The 17,794-nt window shown below is 68.9% G+C and carries 12 protein-coding genes and 1 pseudogene; 4 read left to right on the top strand and 9 right to left on the bottom strand.

Annotated elements, in window-relative coordinates; genetic code table 11:
• Positions 1–127: 127 nt before the first annotated feature.
• On the bottom strand, positions 128–4,297 hold the full coding sequence (locus AB0N06_RS34530) for a S8 family serine peptidase (protein WP_366138633.1): 4,170 nt from the start codon (positions 4,295–4,297) through the stop codon (positions 128–130).
• A 675-nt stretch (positions 4,298–4,972) separates the two neighbouring features.
• On the opposite strand from AB0N06_RS34530, the gene AB0N06_RS34525 reads away from it, so the two are divergent.
• On the top strand, positions 4,973–6,157 hold the full coding sequence (locus AB0N06_RS34525) for an MFS transporter (protein ID WP_366138632.1): 1,185 nt from the start codon (positions 4,973–4,975) through the stop codon (positions 6,155–6,157).
• Positions 6,158–6,699: 542 nt separating this feature from the next.
• Entirely contained in the window at positions 6,700–7,764 is a 1,065-nt protein-coding gene (locus tag AB0N06_RS34520) for a biotin/lipoate A/B protein ligase family protein (RefSeq protein ID WP_366138631.1), read from the top strand.
• 111 nt (positions 7,765–7,875) lie between these two features.
• On the opposite strand, the gene AB0N06_RS34515 is transcribed toward AB0N06_RS34520, so the two are convergent.
• Entirely contained in the window at positions 7,876–8,559 is a 684-nt protein-coding gene (locus AB0N06_RS34515; RefSeq protein WP_366138630.1) for a response regulator transcription factor, read from the bottom strand.
• Complete coding sequence (locus AB0N06_RS34510) at positions 8,556–9,695, bottom strand: sensor histidine kinase (protein WP_366138629.1); 1,140 nt, start codon at positions 9,693–9,695, stop codon at positions 8,556–8,558. The genes AB0N06_RS34515 and AB0N06_RS34510 overlap by 4 nt, the downstream gene beginning before the upstream one ends.
• 168 nt (positions 9,696–9,863) lie before the next feature.
• Here AB0N06_RS34510 and AB0N06_RS34505 point away from each other — a divergent pair, with 168 nt between their 5' ends.
• Together AB0N06_RS34505 and AB0N06_RS34500 are read left to right on the top strand one after the other, a co-directional pair.
• Positions 9,864–10,847: a carboxymuconolactone decarboxylase family protein gene (locus tag AB0N06_RS34505; RefSeq protein ID WP_366138628.1), complete on the top strand. Its 984-nt coding sequence runs from the start codon at positions 9,864–9,866 to the stop codon at positions 10,845–10,847.
• On the top strand, positions 10,844–11,005 hold the full coding sequence (locus AB0N06_RS34500) for a hypothetical protein (RefSeq protein WP_366138627.1): 162 nt from the start codon (positions 10,844–10,846) through the stop codon (positions 11,003–11,005). Before AB0N06_RS34505 ends, AB0N06_RS34500 begins: the two co-directional genes overlap by 4 nt.
• Positions 11,006–11,102: 97 nt before the next feature.
• On the opposite strand, the gene AB0N06_RS34495 is transcribed toward AB0N06_RS34500, so the two are convergent.
• The 6 genes and pseudogenes from AB0N06_RS34495 to AB0N06_RS34470 all read right to left on the bottom strand — a co-directional run bounded on the left by AB0N06_RS34495 (position 11,103) and on the right by AB0N06_RS34470 (position 17,545).
• Positions 11,103–12,539: an amidase gene (locus tag AB0N06_RS34495; RefSeq protein WP_366138626.1), complete on the bottom strand. Its 1,437-nt coding sequence runs from the start codon at positions 12,537–12,539 to the stop codon at positions 11,103–11,105.
• Between the two features lie 208 nt (positions 12,540–12,747).
• Complete coding sequence (locus tag AB0N06_RS34490) at positions 12,748–13,041, bottom strand: hypothetical protein (RefSeq protein ID WP_366138635.1); 294 nt, start codon at positions 13,039–13,041, stop codon at positions 12,748–12,750.
• A gap of 337 nt (positions 13,042–13,378) precedes the next feature.
• Positions 13,379–14,938, bottom strand: coding sequence for an NCS1 family nucleobase:cation symporter-1 (locus tag AB0N06_RS34485; protein ID WP_366138625.1), 1,560 nt, complete (start codon positions 14,936–14,938; stop codon positions 13,379–13,381).
• Positions 14,939–15,018: 80 nt separating this feature from the next.
• Entirely contained in the window at positions 15,019–16,020 is a 1,002-nt protein-coding gene (locus AB0N06_RS34480) for a TIGR03842 family LLM class F420-dependent oxidoreductase (RefSeq protein ID WP_366138623.1), read from the bottom strand.
• 188 nt (positions 16,021–16,208) lie between these two features.
• Positions 16,209–17,150 (bottom strand): annotated as a pseudogene (locus tag AB0N06_RS34475) (amidohydrolase family protein); the annotation flags it as partial.
• Positions 17,057–17,545 (bottom strand): transposase, encoded by a 489-nt coding sequence (locus tag AB0N06_RS34470; protein WP_366138634.1) that lies wholly within the window; start codon positions 17,543–17,545, stop codon positions 17,057–17,059. The pseudogene AB0N06_RS34475 and the gene AB0N06_RS34470, both read right to left, overlap by 94 nt.
• Positions 17,546–17,794 lie beyond the last annotated feature (249 nt).

Raw genomic sequence — 17,794 nt, 5'->3', positions numbered from 1 at the left:
GCTCGCTGCGTTGTCGGGCTCGCCCCGATACGCCCAGTATCGGGGCGACCCTCCGCCTTGCGATCGCACGCACCAGACGCCGCCCGGCCCGCCCTGCGGGCGGACGACGCTACTTTCGAAACACTCCCTAGTTGCCCAGACCTGCCGGGATCCTCAGCATCACCGAGCTGGACCAGGCGGCGTTCGGGCCGCCCTCGCCGTAGACCATGAGCTGGTGGTGATCGTTGATGTCGAAGCTGTAGGTCGGCGTGAATCGGTCACCGGCAGAGAGCGGCACCATGCCGGACAGATCCCAGAGCCGTCCCTGCGGGTCCCACATCGCCGACACCGCGACGTCCGGGAAGAGTTCGACAGTTCCGAGGATCCACCCGTCGTCGGTGACTTTCTCGCCGGTCGCGTTGTATCCGTAGTCGGCAAGGCGCTGCATTCCGCCGACCTTGGTCCACACGAACGCGTCGTCACCGCTGGTCCCCACGATGGTCCCGGAGGCGTTCACATCGTTCGCCTGGGCCGAATACTGTCCCGGAAGCGTGCCGAGATCCTGAATAACACCTGACGTCGCATCCCAGGCGACCGCGTGCGGCACATGGCCATCGGTGCGCGAGGCACCGACGATCATTCCGGCATCGTTGATGGCGCGCGGCTGGGTTCCCGTCAGATCCGAGGACAGGTGGGCCAGCTTGCTGAACGTCTCATCCGGCGTCCGCACGAACCCGTCACTGTAGCTGTGGTTCTTGCCGTCAGACTCCTTGACGATTGCTTCGGAGAATCCGGTGACCATCCCCTTGTTATTCACGGCGGTCGCGTAGCCGGTGGAATAGGGACGCCAATCCGGGACGCCGAGCACGGTGAGCGATCCATCCTTGGCCCATTGGGCGGGAAGAGTACGCAATGCACTGTCCGTCGCGATACCGACGGCGATCTGGCCGTCATTCAGGTCCAGAGCCGATCCGTACCTGCCCCCGGCAAGATCCAGGTTGGTGAACCCGTCGGCGGCCGTCCAGATGGCCGGGGTCATCCTGGAGTTGAACTGGCGATCCCCCGCGACCACGCCGCTCTCATTGAGAGCGGCGCCGACGAATGGCGGGGCCCACGCGACCAGATCGAGTTTGGGGACATCGACAGTGGCGATCGTGACGTCCGCCGCCCCGATGATCGTGCCGTACTCGTTGGCCACTCGGACCCGGCCGACCATGGGATCCTTGGTCAACTTCCGAGCGCTGACGATCATTGCCCCGTCGACCGGCATCGACTGGCCCGTGGCAACCGTGTACTTCGCGTCGGATTTCGGCGTGATCGTGCCGAGGCCCTTCGAGTACATCGCTTGGTGGTAGTCGAACGTGACGTTGTCTCCGGGCACGGCGACTCCCGCGACCACGATGAAGTACGTACCCGGCTGTGGATCATCGATGACGATGTGCTCGGTCGAGTCCCCGTTCCTGGTGCTCTGGCCTATCGGCCTGCCGTTGAAATACACATAGAAGTCCAGATCGGCAGCGTCTCTGGGCGTCAGCGTCACGTCGAGCCGGGTCGTCTGACGCGGAACATAGAGCATGTTGGACGTGATTTCGCCTTGCGAGACCGTCGAGAACAAATTGCGGACATCGCCGATCTCGCCAGTTGCGACGTGGGCGATCGCGGGGCCAAAGGTGTTCGTCCCCGTCGAGCCGACATTTGTCGGCGAGTTCATCGTCACCTTGTCGACTGTGACGGTCCCCGGATCGAACGACATGCCCTGCAGCGAAACCGTCGCTGTGTACGGGTTCTGTTCGACCGGAGACGTCCTCCGAGACTCGATCACGAACTCCCAGATGCCGGGTTTGGGTCGGTACACCGGTCGTGCGGTGGCGTTGCATTTCGCCGGGTCGGTGTAGTTGGTGTAGCAGTGGTAACTGGCGTTGGAGTCCGCGGGCATGCCGTCGGGGTCGATGGGCAATGCGCGGACCTGACTGCCGTCGGCGAGCCCGCCCAGGGTCAGCTGCAGTGCTTCGACGCCCTTGGGAACGGGCACCAGCAGCGAAGTGGTTCCGGTTCGGCCGAGCGTGCCGGAACTGGTGACCGCGTAGTCGGGTTTGGCCAGCGGCTTGGTCGCCAGCACGGTGACGGCGACGAACTGGTCGATGCCACCCGTCGCCGGGTCATCAATGGTCAGGATCGCGCTATGCACGCCGGAGGTCGTCGCGGTCGCGGTGACCGTGATAGCGGCCGCCTTTCCGAGCTGCAGGGGCATTGCCGCGCGGGCGCTGAACGTGCCGTCGTTGCCGATCCAACCGATCCGGTGCACGACGTTCCCGGCGGCTCCGCTGGTCCGGGTGACGCTGACCTCGTAGGTCTTCTGCGCACCGGTCACCTGGCCGCCATCCGTTGGCAGACAACGGTTGTAGATGCCGACGCCGGTGTTCGGAGTCGCGAGCAGGCCGGACAGCGAACTACAAACGGGAGCCGACACAGTGAGCTCATTGGTGTTGATGCCGGCGCTGAGCTGCTTCCAGGCCGCGACGGTGTCGATGATGCCGGCGCCCTGCGCGACGGTCGGGACGCCGGGGATCGGGTCGGCGGTGCCGGTCAGGGCGGCCTTCAGCGCCGCCGAGCTGACCGTGAGCGAATGGGCCTTGGCGGCCGATAGCAGCAGCGCCGCCGCTCCGGCGACCTGCGGGGCCGCCATGGAGGTGCCGTTGGCCATGCCGTACCCGGCCGGCAGCGAATATCCGGCCTCGGGGACGGCTTCACCGGACAGCCACATCGGGATCGAGGAGATGGCGGCGCCGGGCGCGGACACCTGCGGCGCCAGCGCCCCGTTCTCAGCGGGACCGCGGGAGGAGAAGCCGAAGATGCCCTGCTTGGTGGCGACCTTCGACCCGTAGCCGGCCCACCAGGTGTCGGAGCTGACGGACGCGGCGACCGAGATGGCCTTGCCCGCCACGGACGGCGAGCTGACGGTGTTGGTGCCGAGGCCGTCGTTGCCGGCGGCGATGATGATCTGCACGCCGTAGCGGTCGATCAGCTCGTCGTAGAGCGCGGCGATCACGTCGGAGCCGTCGTTCAACGCGGGAAGCCCACCGATGGACAGGTTGACGACGTCGACATGGCGATGGGTGACCAGGTCGATCATGCCCTCGGTCAGTGCCGCCTGGGTGCAGCCACCGCCCCAAGTGCAGGCGCGGGCGGACACGATCTGCGCGCCCGGTGCGGCGCCGTGCATCTGGCCGCCGAACATCGACGTGCCGGCGGTGATCCCCGCCACATGGGTACCGTGCGAGGCGACCGGCAACCCGATGGACACGTAGTTCGCGGTCTTGCCGACGTTGCTGCCGCCGAGCGGGGAGAGATCGACGTTGTCGCGGTACTCGACGACGAACGGGACGCGCTCGTTCTGCGGTGTTGCGGCGTCGTCGCTCCCGAAGTGGCCGACCTGGCGGTCGACCGCGAACGGGGCCATCGGTGCCTCGTCGGTGAGGTCCTGGTTGTTGTTGCCGTCGACCCAGATCCTGTGTGTGGTCGGGTCGTACAGAACCCCGTAGAAGTCCCGGGTGTCGCCGTCCCGGTTGAGGTCGCCCTCGAAGTCGCTTGCGGCCGTCGCACTCTCGTAGAACGCGCCGAATTGGAACGTGCCCTCCGGGATCGTCCAGGTCTTGCCCAGGTAGCTGAACGTCGGACCCGTCTTGGTGGTGGACATCCGCACCCAGCTGCCGTCGCGGTCGGTGACCGGATCGGTCTCGGTTACCCAATCGACAATCTTGGGCTTCCCGTCGCTGGTCGTCTGTAGCGCGGGATGCTCGACGTCGACGCCGGTGTCCAGCACGCCGACGACCGTGCCGCGCCCGTCCCAGGCCGGGTTGTCCTTGACGAAGGCCTCGGCGCCGGTCTCGTTGATCGGTAGGTACGGGTTGTCGGCGGGCGTGTTCGCGCCGGGCGCGGTCGGCCCCGCGGCCTTCGTTGCCGCCGTCTTCGCACCCGCGGCCCCCAGATCCGGGCCCGGGATCTTGTACGTCCGGTTCAGGTCGATCGCCGCGACCGACCGAAGGCCGGCCAAGGTGGTCACGCTGTCGGTCGGGACGGTCGCCCGGACGTAGCCGACCTTTCCGGTCACCGACCCGACGGTCCCGCCGGCCTTCTCCACCGCGGCGACGACGTCCTCGGTCGCGCCCTTCCGGGCCAGCATCAACACCGTGACAGACTTCTTCTTCGACGCCTGCGCCTGCTGCAGCAGCCTGATGTCGGCGTTGCCCAGCTTCTCGGCCGCAGTATCCGACAGCGAATCGTCGGTCAGCGGCCGGAACCCGTCGGTCTTCCCCACCCTGTAGATCGAATCCGGGTTGTCGCGCCCGGCCCGGTCGTCGAGCCCAGCAACGGGCGACCGACCCGGCCCCTGTGGCCCGTCGGGATCAGCGGGTTCGACCTTGCTCGCGCCAGCACTCTCGGAGCCAGTCGGGCTGGTCGGGTCGGCGGCTGCGGCCGCAGGCGCAATCAGCGCCGCGGCGATCAACACGGCCGACGCCGCGGCAATCACACCTGTTCGCCTTCGTCGTTTCATCGTGCTCCTAACCAAGGAGTGAAACATCACCGTGCGGCCAAGCCCGCAGACACGAGAACACCTGAGCCGCCTGGCCAATCTCGCAGTTGGGTCCGGGCAGGATCAACGGCCCGAGTGGGGCGGATGTCCGCCATGGCTGAATGCCGCCACGCTCGGCGCAGACCCACCGCTCCCAGTCGGTCGACCAGGCCGGCAAGGTCCCTCAACACCCGCCATCGGTGCGGAATGCTCGCCCAGAACCCGGCAGTTCATCCACGCACTCCGCGCATCCACATGTCTGGTGGAGCGCACCGGCCGCTAGTTCGCGCCGTGGCAGCCCGATCCCATGGACTGGTACTTTCCGACTGACCAGGCCACCACCATGGGCGGGGAGCCGGCAACCAGGTGACTTCTTCAGGCAAGTCGACGACTGTGGCACGGCGAGCGCTTTGCGCTGTCTTGGCAGCCGAGGCGGTGTCGGTCGCGGGAAACCGGATCGCCCTGATCGCGATTCCCTGGTTCGTGCTGGACACCACCGGTGATCCCACACGGGCCGGGCTGAGCGGGGTCGCCTACTTCCTTCCCGTGGTGCTGGCCGGGATCTTCGGCGGCCCCCTGGTGGACCGCATCGGGTTCATCCGCAGCAGTGTCCTGGCCGACCTGGCCAGCGGCCTGACGGTGGCCTCGATCCCGGTCCTGTACACGCTGGGCCACCTGTCGTTCTGGCTGTTGCTGGTCCTCACGTTCGCCGGCTCGATGCTCGACGTTCCAGGCACAACAGCCCGCCGATCCCTCGTGCCCGACCTGGCCGAAGCCGGCGGTATGCGGCTGGAACGGGCAATGAGCGCGCACGAGACAGTGATGCGTCTCGCCCAGCTCACCGGCGGACTACTCGGCGGCGTGCTCCTCGCAGCTCTCGGGCCAATCCTCGTGCTGTACATGGATGCGGCCAGCTTCCTGGTATCGGCCCTGATCGTGGGACTGACTGTGCCCCGAGCATCGCCTCGCAAGGCTCCGCACCTGTCGAAAGGCACGTCGCGGTACTTCGCGGAGCTCACGGAAGGGCTGCGGTTCATCCGCGAGGACACGTTGCTACCCCGGATCCTCGTGGTGTTCATGTTCGCCAACATGGCCGACAACGCCCTGTTCACCGTGCTGCTGCCCACCTTGGCCAAGCAGGTGCTCGACAACCCGCTCGCCCTGGGGCTTTCGGTCGCTGCCTTCGGCGCCGGCGCCCTGGCGGGCGCGGTCCTGTTCGGTGCAGTTGGGCATCGGTTCCCCCGGCACGTAATCCTGACCGGCGCGTTACTGATTTCCGGGGCCCCGAAGTTCTTCGTCATCGCTGCGATGCCCGGAACTCCCACGCTTGTCGTCACCATGGCTCTCGCCGGCATCGCCGCTGGACCAGTGAACCCGCTGTTGACCGCTGTCCAGTTCAGCCGTATTCCCTCGGAGCTCCGGGGACGCGTGTCCGGCGCGATCATGGCCACGGTTGTGGCCGCGGTGCCGGTGGGCATTTTCGGCGCTGGCCTGCTGGTCGCCATGACCAGCCTCACCACGGCTTTGCTCGTGATCGCGGCTGGTTATCTCCTGGTCAGCCTCTATCCCGCATTGCATCCCGCGTGGCGAGCCGCCACCCCATGACCTCCAGATCGATCGACCTTCGACATCTGCGGCATGACCAGCACCTTTCACCAAGAGCATCCCGATGCGGCCCTGACAAGAGACCCGGTGCCTCCCACATTCAGCAAGGCGCTGTCGTCGGCGACCAGCCCGGAGGCAGCGGCGTCACCGATCGCCGGCTCCCCCGCCGAGACGCGGAAGCCAAGGTCCGCGCGGTTGCCCCAGAGCGAGGCGTGGAGCAGGGCCGTGGCCCGCTCCTCGGCCGGCGCGTCCGCAAGCGCGCCGAGGGCCCAGAAACGGCCTCCGCCACAGGCCGGAGGCCGTTTCGCAGGAGAAACCGCTGGTAGCGGCAGACGAGTCGGGCTGTACGCCGGGTTCTGTTCGGCCGCAGGCGTACAACAGGCCTGGCGGTCACACTTCCGATTCGACTCCAGCGGCATCGAGGCTGCGTAGCCGCTCGTCACGAGCGAGCGTTACAGTGCGATACGAAGTATGTGCGCGTCTATCCCACGTCGGAGCAACATGCTCAGGATCCACGCCGCGCACTGGAAGGGAACAGAGCCGTGCATGGCGAGTACAAGGTGCCCAGCGGCAAGCTTGTCGTCGTAGATCTGGACGTCGAGGAAGGCGTACTACGCAATGTGCGCGTCGCCGGGGACTTCTTCCTGGAGCCCGACGAGGCAATCCTCTCGATCAACAGGGCCCTGGAGGGTGCCCCATCCTCGACGGACGCCGGAGGCCTAGCGGCCCGGATCACGGCGGGGCTGCCGGAGTCGACCGTCATGCTCGGACTGACTGCGGAGGGCGTCGGCATCGCTGTTCGGCGAGCGCTGGCCGATGCGACCGAGTGGAGCGACTACGACTGGCAGTTGGTGCACATGGAGCCGCAGGCCCCGGCCCTGCACATGGCACTGGACGAGGTCCTCACCGCAGAGGTTGCCGCCGGGCGGCGGGCTCCCACACTCCGGGTCTGGGAATGGGCCTCGCCTGCTGTGGTCATCGGCAGCTTCCAGTCGCTGCGCAATGAGGTGGACCCCGGAGGGGCAGCGAAGCACGGAATAACCGTGGTACGCCGCATTTCTGGCGGTGGAGCCATGTTCGTAGAGCCCATGAGTACCATTACGTACTCCCTGTCTGTGCCGGAGTCGCTGGTCTCCGGCCTCTCCTTCGCCGACAGCTACGCCTACCTCGACGACTGGGTGCTCGGCGCCCTCGGCGACATGGGCATCAAAGCCTGGTACCAGCCCCTCAACGACATCGCCACCGACGCCGGAAAGATCGCCGGCGCCGCCCAGAAGCGAATGGTCGGCCCTGACGGTGGCCCTGGAGCCGTCCTGCATCACGTGACCATGGCGTACGACATCGACGCCGACAAAATGCTCGAGGTCCTGCGCATCGGCAAGGAGAAGATGTCCGACAAGGGCACCAAGAGCGCCAAGAAGCGCGTCGACCCCCTCCGCCGCCAGACGGGCCTCGCCCGGGAACAGGTGATCGAGAACATGATCGCCTCCTTCCGAAACCGCTACGGACTGACCCCCGGCGAAGTCACAGCGGAAGAAATGACCCAGGCGGAGAAGCTGGCGCGGACGAAGTTCGCCACCGAGGAGTGGACCGCGCGCGTGCCGTAGGGGCTCGGTCCAGTCATGGCGATCCCCTTCTCAGGGCGTACGGATTGAGGGGCGCGGTCCGGTGGCGTACGGGGTTCGGTGGCGTACCGCCCGACGGCCGGCCGACGAGAATCAGGGGTGCGGATCCCGCGGCGCGACGAGACCCGACTCGTAGGCGAAGACGACGAGTTGGGCCCGGTCACGGGCGCCCAGCTTCGTCATCGCCCGGCTGACATGGGTCTTCGCGGTGAACGGGCTGATCACCATGTGCGCGGCGATCTCCTCGTTGGTCAGCCCCCGTGCGGCCAGCGCACTCACCTCGCGTTCGCGCCGGGTCAGGGTCTCGAAGCCGGGGGCCGTGGCCCGGTCCGGCGGCCGGGAGACGAACTCGCCGATCAGCCGGCGGGTGATGGCGGGCGACAGCAGCGCGTCGCCGCGGGCCGCGACACGGATGGCCTGGAGGAGTTCGGCGGGCTCGGTGTCCTTGAGAAGGAACCCGGCGGCCCCGGCGCGCAGCGCGTCGAAGACGTACTCGTCGAGCCCGTAGTTGGTGAGGATGACGACGTGGACACCGGCCAGCAGCGGGTCGGCGGCGATCTCGCGGGTGGCCTCGATACCTCCCATCACGGGCATCTGTACATCGACGAGGGCAACGTCCGGGGTGTGGTGGCGGGCGAGTTCCACTCCCTGACGGCCGTCGGCCGCCTCGCCGATCACTTCGATGCCGTCCTCGGCGTCCAGCAGGGCGCGGAATCCGGCGCGCATCAGGGCCTGGTCGTCGACGATCAGCACCCGGATCGTGTCCTGATGGTTCATAGCGCGGTTCCCGGTGTCCGCAGGGGCAGTTCGGCACGTACGGAGAAGCCACCGCCCGGGCGTGGTGCGGCGGCGAGGGTGCCACCGAGAGCCCTGACACGCTCGCCCATGCCGGTGAGGCCGGTACCCGGGGTGACGGAATCGCCGGGAGCGCAGGGGCCCTGATCGTCGACGCTCACAGTCAACACGTCTGCCTCGTAGACAAGTTCGACGGTCGTCCGGGCGCGGTCGGCGTGCCGGGCCACATTGGTGAGTGCTTCCTGCACGATGCGGTAGGCGGCCCGGTCGATGTCCGACGGCAGGGTGCGTTCGACGCCGGTGACGGTGACGGACAGTGCGATGCCCGCAGTGCGGGCCCGCTCGGCCAGCTCGTCGATGCGGTCCAGCCCCGTGCCCGGCTCCACCACATCGGTGCGAAGCACCTCCAGGGTCGCCCGCAGCTCCCGCATCGCTTCGCCGCTCGCCTCCTGGATCGCAAGCAGTGCGGGCTCCACCTCGCTGCCCCGCTTGCGGGCCAGGTGAACGGCAACTCCGGCCTGGAGCTTGACGATCGAGATGGAGTGGGTCAGCGAGTCGTGCAGCTCCCGGGCGATCCGCAGCCGCTCCTCCCCGGCTCGGCGCAGCGCCGCCTCGTCGCGGCTGCGTTCGGCGTCGAGCGCCCGCTGCTCGGTCTGGCGGAGATACGCCTGCCAGTTCTTGTCGATGAGTCCGGTGACCCCGGCGCAGAGGAACCAGCCGAGCAGCAGCAGGGTGCGCTCGACTGTGTCCTGCGCGCTTGGTGCGGCGACGATCAGGACCGTGAAGTACCCAGCGAGGAAGAGGGCGCCGGCGGCGATGCCCCACACGCGGTGTCCACTGCGTGCCGCCGCATGCACGGCGGACAGCACGGGGAACGCCGCCCAGCTTCCGGGGTGGGCGTGCACGACGTAGGCCAGCATGGAGACGGTGGTGACGGCGAGCACGGCGCGCGGCGCCTGCCGGTGCCCGGCGAGTGCCAGGGTGCCGACTGCGACGAACAGCAGGTCGAGCGTGTCCGGCCTTGAGGCGGCGCAGGCAGCGGCGAGGACCGCCGCGCCGATCGCGATGGCGAGTGCGGTGTCCAGCAGGTGAGTCCGCCGGTCGATGTCCCCCTGCATGAGCCGCACCCTAACTCCGCCGCGACAGCGTGGTCATCATCCTGCGGGACGGATTCCGCGCTACTCCCGGGGCAGTAGTCGCGGCCACCGCCGGTCGGCCGGGACCATCCTCAACTGCCTTCGGCCGTACGACGACCGGGCACCGTTCGACGGGTGAGCATCGTCTCCATGACCGTACCCTTTCGATACACCTCACCCGAACCGCCGAAGTCGGCGACCGGAGTGGTCGCCGATGTGTACGCACAGCTGGCCACCGACTTCGGTATCGACCGCGCCACGACCTTTGTCGTGCTGTCCGCCGCGCCGCCCCTGCTAACCGGCACCTGGGCAGTCATGCGGGAGTCCCTGCTGGCCGGGCAGGCGTCGCGCACCGGAAAGGAGGTGGTGGCGGCGGGGGTCTCGCTCGCCAACCGGTGCCCGTTCTGCGTCACCGCGCACACGGTGCTCCTGCATGCCACCGGCGACCACGCCCTGGCCGAGAGAATCGCCCGCGGCGAGCAGCCCGAGGACCCCGGACACCGTCAACTGCTGGCGTGGGGCAAGGACATGAGCACGCCGCAGCCGTTCCCGTCCGGGCAGGCACCGGAGTACATCGGGACCGCGCTGGTGTTCCACTTCATCAACCGGATCGTGTCGTCCCTGCTGACCGAGGACATGCTGCCCGGGGGCGCCGAGAAGTACCGCCTGGTACGGAGCGTGGCGGGCCGCTCGCTGGCCCGTACGGTCCGCCGCGAACTTGTGCCCGGCGAGAGCCTGACCCTGCTCGAGACGGAGGGGCCGGCGCCCGCGTGGGCGGCGGACACCCCGATCGGCACCGCGTTCGGCGCGCTGCGAGCGGCGGCGCACCTGGGCGCCGGGCTGCTCAGTGACGAGGACGCCGCGCTGGTACGGGCGTCGGTGGCAGCCTGGGACGGCGTGGCCCCGCTCCCTCTGCACGGCGAGGAGCTGCCGGACCGGGAAGAGCGGCCGGGAGCACGCCTCGCGCTGCTCGCGGCGCGTGCCCCGTACCGGATCATCGACGAGGACGTGGCGGCCTGGCTGGCGCCGCCGTTCACCGATCACTGCCTGGTTCATCTGATCGCGTTCGGCGCGATCTGCGCCGTCGAACGCATCGAGGCAACCCTGACCGCAAGGACCGAGGAGCACGCATGACCGTCACCGACGCGTGGAACGGACCGATCGGCCTGCACTGGGCCGACCATCCCGACCGCTACAACGCCATGCTCGCCCGCTTCGACGAGCCGCTGTTCGACTCTTCGTCTCCCGTACGCCGGGGCTCACCGTCTCCGGCACCACCCGGGCCTCGATGACGAAGACCCTGCTGCCGTACGAGACCGCGGAGGGCGTGCTGCTGCCGGCGGGGGTGTGGGTGGTCGGCGACCGCCGCCCGCTCTGACCGGTGGGGTGTCAGGCGCCCGCGGAGGCCGGCGGCCGGTGCTCGTACCAGCGCTGATCGGCCTCCAGTTGGGCGGCGAGGGAGATCAGCAGCTCCTCGCTGCGGGAGGGGCCGAGCAGCTGGGCACCGATGGGGAGCCCGTCGGCAGTGAAGCCGCCCGGCACATTGATGCCGGGCCAGCCCAGCACGTTCCACGGCCAGGCGTACGGGCACGCCTCGGCGATCGCCACATCGGTGCGCCAGGCGCTCAGGCCGTCGAATGCGCCGATCCGGGGCGGCGGCGCGGCGGTCGTCGGGGTGAGCAGTACGTCGAACCGGTCTCCCACCCGGGGCGCGTGGAAGAGCGCACCGATCCTGCGCTGCTGGCGCACCTCCCGGGCCCGGGCCGCCCGCACTGTCCGGCCCCCGAGCCGGGTGCCGGTGCGCAGGGCGCTGCGGGTGCGCGGGTCGAGGAGGGCAGGTTCGGGGTGGAGTGCGGCAAGTTCGGCGATCCCGGCCGTAGCACGGGGGAGGAAGCCGAGACCGATCAGCCCGTAACGGGGCCTGGCCTCCTCGACCTGATGGCCGAGCCGGGCGAGCGCCTCGGCGAGTGCCGTGACAGCCCGTCGTACGTCGGGGTGGGGGGCGGTACGGGTGAGGGTGAGCGGGGGCTGCCACGCGAGGGCGATCCGCAGCCGGCCGGGGTCGCGGCCGGCGGCGGCGGAGGCCGCGACGGGCGGGGGCCGGTGCAGGTCGTCGGGGTGCGGTCCGGCGGCCGCGTCGAGCAGCAGAGCGGCGTCGGCGACGGTACGGGCCAGCGGTCCGTTGACGGTGAGGCCCTGGAAGGCGTCGTGGTGCGGGTGGACCGAGATCCGGCCGCGCTGCGGTTTGATGCCGACGAGATGGGTCCAGGCGGCCGGGATACGGACGGACCCGGCGCCGTCCGAGCCGAGGGCGGCGGGTACCAGCCCGGCGGCCACGGCCGCGGCGGAACCGCCGGACGAGCCACCGGGGGTGTGGTCGGTGTTCCACGGGTTACGGGTGGCACCGAAGGCGGGTCCTTCGGTGAAGGGCCACTGCCCGAGCTCGCAGGAGTTGGTCTTCCCGACGATCACGGCCCCGGCGGCGCGGAGCCGGCGGACGGCCTCGCTGTCGGTGGTGGCTGCGGGCAGGTCGCCGCGGCAGCCGAAGTAGGTGGGCATTCCGGCGACATCGGTGTCGTCCTTGACGGCGACCGGCACCCCGAGCAGAGGCAGCCGCTCCCCCGCGGCAAGGCGCCGGTCGGCTTCGGCGGCCTCCGCGAGCGCTTCGGTGGCACGCAGGTGCCGGAAGGCGTTGAGGGTGCTCTGGCTCGCTTCGATGCGTTCGAGGGCGGCGGACACCTGCTGGGTCGAGGTGGTCCGGCCGTCGGCCAGCTCGCGTGCGCTGTCCGCCAGTCCGGTCGAATCCGTGAACTCTGCTGAGGACATGGGCTGTACGCCTCCCGGATTTCGGCGCATGCCCGCGCCTTCCGAATCTGTCCGCCCAAGCGAACTCAGACCGACCGGCACATGGGGGGTGGGCGACGCCGCCTCCCATGTGCCGACCGGTCTTACTGGAGGGTAACGAGTAGCGGCCGGTCCACTCAACCGTTCGGCGTGGAGTGTCAGTACCGCTTGCCGGTTTCTCCGGGCTGCCCTACGGCCGGACGCCGATCTCGCCAATCCCGGTGCCGATGCCCGCGCAGTGTGCGGTGGATTGGCCGGACTGGCCCGGGTTGAGGGTGACGTGTTCACCGTCTACGTCCGGCGACCAGCCGCAGACCAGGTGCACCCAGAAGGTCTGCGCCGTGGTGCCCTTGTTCCGGCACAGCGCGTATCCCGTGTGGTCGTCGATCTCGTGCTTTCCCGTGTCGCAGGACAGGCCGGGCGGCGTCGGCATGGGTGTCACTGCGGTGGCGGCCGTCGTGGGTGCCGCGAGCGCCGCGGTCATTACTGCGACAACAGCGCCCCGCAGCACGGCCCCCGACAGACTCCCCGTGCACAGCTTCATCGTTCGCATGTCCTCTTCCTGGTGACGGACTCGGTGCCCCGACACCGTCCCCCACCGTCCGTGACAGAAAACAGGCCTGGACCTCACCCTGTGTACACAGGTGGGCAGCCGCTCCGGCCCGGGCGCTGACGACGTACGTCGCGGCCACGGGCAGTCCGTATCCGCTGAGGACCGACGTGCGGAGCGATTCGCCGGAGGCGAACGCAACCGTGGGCTTCTCGGCATTCGACGAGCCGGTGCCCACAGCCGCGCCGCCGGCCTGCCTGGACGCTCGACATCAGCGCACTGCTGAGCCGTTCCCGGCAGCTGCTGTGGCCCCGGACCGGCCGCTGAGCAGCACGTACAGCAGCAGCGAGGAAACCAGACCGACCGCCCAGCCGTAGTCCGCGAGCGGCTTCAGGAACGGGATCAGGCCGTCAGCCGGGAACGGGCCCTTGCCGGGGGCGGAATGGGATCCGCCGATGGCCAGGACACCGCCGACCGCGAAGGCACCGACGGCGCGCCAGTTCCAGCCGTCCGTGTACCAGTAGCGGCCGCCGGGGCGGTAGAGGTCGGCGAGGTCGAGGACGGTGCGCCGGACGATCCAGTAGTCGGCGATCAGGATGCCGGCCACCGTACCGAGCAGACCGCCGACCAGACCGAGCCAGGTGAAGATGTACAGCTCCGGGGTCTCGGTGAGCTTCCACGGCATGATCAGCACACCGACGACACCCGTGATCAGCGCGCCCGTACGGAAGTTGATGAGCTTGGGTGCGAGGTTGGCCAGGTCGTACGCGGGCGACACCACGTTCGCCGCGATGTTCACGGAGATCGTCGCGACCAGCACGGTCACCAGGGCGTAGAGCAGTCCGAAGACGTTGTCGGTCCTGGCAACGAGCTCGACCGGGTCCCAGATCGCTTTTCCGTACACGGCCTGTGAGCCGGAGGTGACGAGGACCGAGAGGAGCGCGAAGAGCGTCATCGTGGTCGGCAGGCCCAGCGTCTGGCCCCAGATCTGGGCGCGCTGGCCGGCGCCGAAGCGGGTGAAGTCGGGGATGTTCAGGGAGAGCGTGGCCCAGAAGGCGATCATGCCCATCAGGGACGGGAAGAAGACCGGCCAGAAGTCCGCGCCCCAGCCGAGCTTCGAGGGCTGGTCGAGCAGCGGGCCGAAGCCGCCGGCCTTGACGGCGACCCAGACCAGCAGCACCAGGGCGCCGACGATGACGAACGGCGCCGCCCAGTTCTCGAACCGCCGCAGGGTGTCCATCCCTCGGTAGATGATGGCGAGTTCGAGCGCCCAGAAGAGGATGAAACAGAGCCAGAGCGTCCAGGGCTGCCCGCCGATCTCGGAGGCCTTCGCCCAGCCACCGAAGGTCTTCCCGAGCAGGGTGAAGATACCGACGCCGCCGATCCAGGTCTGAATGCCGAACCAGGCGCAGGCCACCGCGGCCCGGATCAGCGCGGGCAGGTTGGCGCCGCGCAGACCGAAGGAGGCGCGGGCCAGCACGGGGAACGGGATGCCGTACTTGGGTCCGGCGTGGCCGGTCAGCAGCATCGGGCCGAGCACGATGAGGTTGGCCAGCGCGATGGTGAAGACAGCTTGCTTCCAGTCCATACCAAGGGCGACGAGACCGGAGGCAAGCAGCCACGACGGGATGTTGTGCGCCATCCCGACCCAGAGGGCGGCGAAGTTGTACGTGGTCCAGTTGCGCCGCTCCAGGGGAACGGGCAGCAGGTCCTCGTTGATGAAGCGGTTGTCGGCGGGGACGGCTCCGGGGGCGAGTTCCACCCGGTCCGGCGGCGCGGGTATCCGGTCCTGCGGTGGAATCGGTGGAGTGGGTGGGACGGTGGACGTCATGGCGGCTGGACCCTTCGCTCGTGAGCGGTGCCGTGCGGGGCTGGGGAGGGCGCGCGTACAGCCGTGGGGGGAGGCGCGGGTCAGGCGGACAGGGCGGGGATGATCCGGGAGCCGTACGCATCGATCGTCGCTTCGCGCGCATCGTGCATGTCGTAGACCGCGAACTGGTCGACGCCCAGGTCGCGCAGCGCCCGGAGTTTCTCGATGTGTGCCTCGGCGGGGCCGAGGAGGCAGAACCGGTCGACGATCTCGTCGGGGACGAAGGCGGTGTCCGGATTTCCGGCGCGCCCGTGGTGGCTGTAGTCGTATCCGGCACGCCCCGCGATGTACTCGGTCAGTGCCTCGGGTACGACGCCGGAGTGTTCGCCGTACCGGGACACCAGGTCCGCGACATGGTTGCCCACCATGCCGCCGAACCAGCGGCACTGCTCGCGGGCGTGGTCGAGGTCGTCGCCCACGTACGCGGGCGCGGCGACGCAGATCGTCAGGGAGTCCGGGTCTCGGCCCGCCTCCGCCGCCGCGTCCCGGACGGCCTTGATCATCCACTCGGTGAGGAACGGGTCGGCGAGCTGCAGGATGAATCCGTCGGCCTTCTGTCCGGCGAGGGCGAGCGCCTTCGGACCGTACGCGGCCATCCAGACAGGCAGTCTGCCGCCCTTCACCCACGGAATCTGGACCGGCTGCCCGTCGACGGTCGCCTCCCGGCCCTCGGCGAGGTCGCGGATGACGTCGATGGCCTCGCCGAGGCGGGCCAGGGTGTTGGGCTTGCGTCCGGCGACGCGCATCGCGGAGTCGCCGCGGCCGATGCCGCAGACGGTGCGGTTGCCGTACATGTCGTTGAGGGTGGCGAAGGTGGAGGCGGTGACCTCCCAGGTGCGGGTGCCCGGGTTGGTGACCATCGGGCCGACGATGAGGCGTTCGGTGTGTTCGAGGATCCGGCTGTAGATGACGAACGGTTCCTGCCAGAGCACCGCCGAGTCGAAGGTCCAGCCGTAGCGGAACCCGTTGCGTTCGGCGCGGCGCATCAGGCCCACGACGGCCGATGCGGGCGGGTCGGTCTGGAGGACGAGTCCGAAGTCCATGGCAGGTGCTCCTAGGGCGTGTTTCGACAGTAGCGTCGTCCGCCCGCAGGGCGGGCCGGGCGGCGTCCGGGGCGTGCGATCGCAAGGCGGAGGGTCGCCCCGATACTGGGCGTATCGGGACGAGCCCGACAACGCGGCGAGCGTGTGTGCCAGGCGTCGCCCGGCAGGCGGGACGTTCGAAACACGCCCTAGTCCAGGTACTGACTGGTGGCGCGCGGGGTGTAGATGCCGTGGCCGGCGCGCCCGGTGAACTTCCTCCGGTCGATGACGACTTCACCGCGCGAGAGGACGGTCTCGACCTGTCCGGTGATGCGCTTTCCCTCGTACGCCGAGTAGTCGACGTTCATGTGGTGGGTCTCGGCGGAGAGGGTCTGCTCGGCGTGCGGGTCGTAGATGACGACATCGGCGTCGGCGCCCGGGGCGATGGTGCCCTTCTTCGGGTAGAGGCCGAACATCCGGGCCGGGGAGGCGCAGGCGATCTCGATCCAGCGGCGGCGGGAGATGTGGCCGTCCACGACCGCCTGATGGAGGAGGTCCATCCGGTTCTCCACGCCGGGCATGCCGTTCGGGATCTTCGAGAAGTCGCCGCGTCCCCTCTCCTTCTGGCCGGAGAAGCAGAACGGGCAGTGGTCGGTGGAGACGACCTGGAGCTCGTTGTTCCGCAGGCCGCGCCAGAGCGCCTCCTGGTGCTCCTTGGGCCGCAGCGGGGTGGAGCACACGTACTTCGCGCCCTCGAAGTCCGGCTCGGCGAGGTTGTCGGTGGAGAGGAAGAGGTACTGCGGGCAGGTCTCGCCGAAGACCGGGAGTCCCTTGTGGCGGGCGGCCGCCAGCTCGGCGACGGCCTCGTCGGCGGAGACGTGCACGACGTACAGCGGGGATCCGGCGACACGGGCGAGCTGGACGGCACGGTGGGTGGCCTCTGCCTCCAGCGCCACCTTGCGGACGTCGCCGTGGTAGCGCGGGTCGGTGCGGCCCGCGGCCAGTGCCTGTTCGGCGAGGACGTCGATCGCGATGCCGTTCTCGGCGTGCATCATGATCAGCCCACCGTTCCCTGCGGCCCGTTGCATCGCGCGCAGGATCTGGCCGTCGTCGCTGTAGAAGACACCGGGGTACGCCATGAAGAGCTTGAAACGTGTGCGAGTGCGCCCTCCGGCATCGTGACGTTTCCATCGACCACATCGCGCCTCGGGGGGCTGCTGAGGCGCGGGTCGAAGGTGCCGGTGATGTCGAGGTCCGGCAGCCCGTACAGGGGGGAAACCAGTGTGCCGTCGTGCTCGCCCAGTGCGCATACCGCCCTCTCCCAAACTCCGGTCTTCAGGTACTCAAGCGCACGCTGGTAGAGGCTCTGGGGGCGCTGCCCTTGAGTGACGTGCTCCGGGAGATCCTTCCACATCAGGCCGTGCCGAACCTTGTACAGCGACGCCTCGAACGCGAGTCGCGGGGGGACAATCCTGGACTGCTTTTTGGGCCTTGGGAAGAGGTCCTCTACACACGCCCACTGCTCGTCGGTGAGTACCGGCGGCACCAAGCGCCCTCGGTCGTTGAACCAGGTCTCGAAGCGGCAACCCGCGTTGCGTAGGGCTCCAGGCACCGTACTGGTCACGACTACTTGGACGTCGAGGAGTTCGAGGAGATCGTGTTTCTTGTCGACGGGAAGGTCGTCGAGTCGTGGACGTGCTTGGCCCTGGGTATTCAGCGGAATTGGGTGATCTGACGTCCCGGTAGCAGAAAGGTGCCGCTGGCCTGCAAGGATGCGAGTGTCGACGTCGTATCC

Source organism: Streptomyces sp. NPDC051020, from assembly GCF_040683105.1.
Taxonomy (GTDB): domain Bacteria; phylum Actinomycetota; class Actinomycetes; order Streptomycetales; family Streptomycetaceae; genus Streptomyces.
Note: the sequence above shows the minus strand (reverse complement) of the source record. Positions and strands in the feature narration are given on the sequence as shown.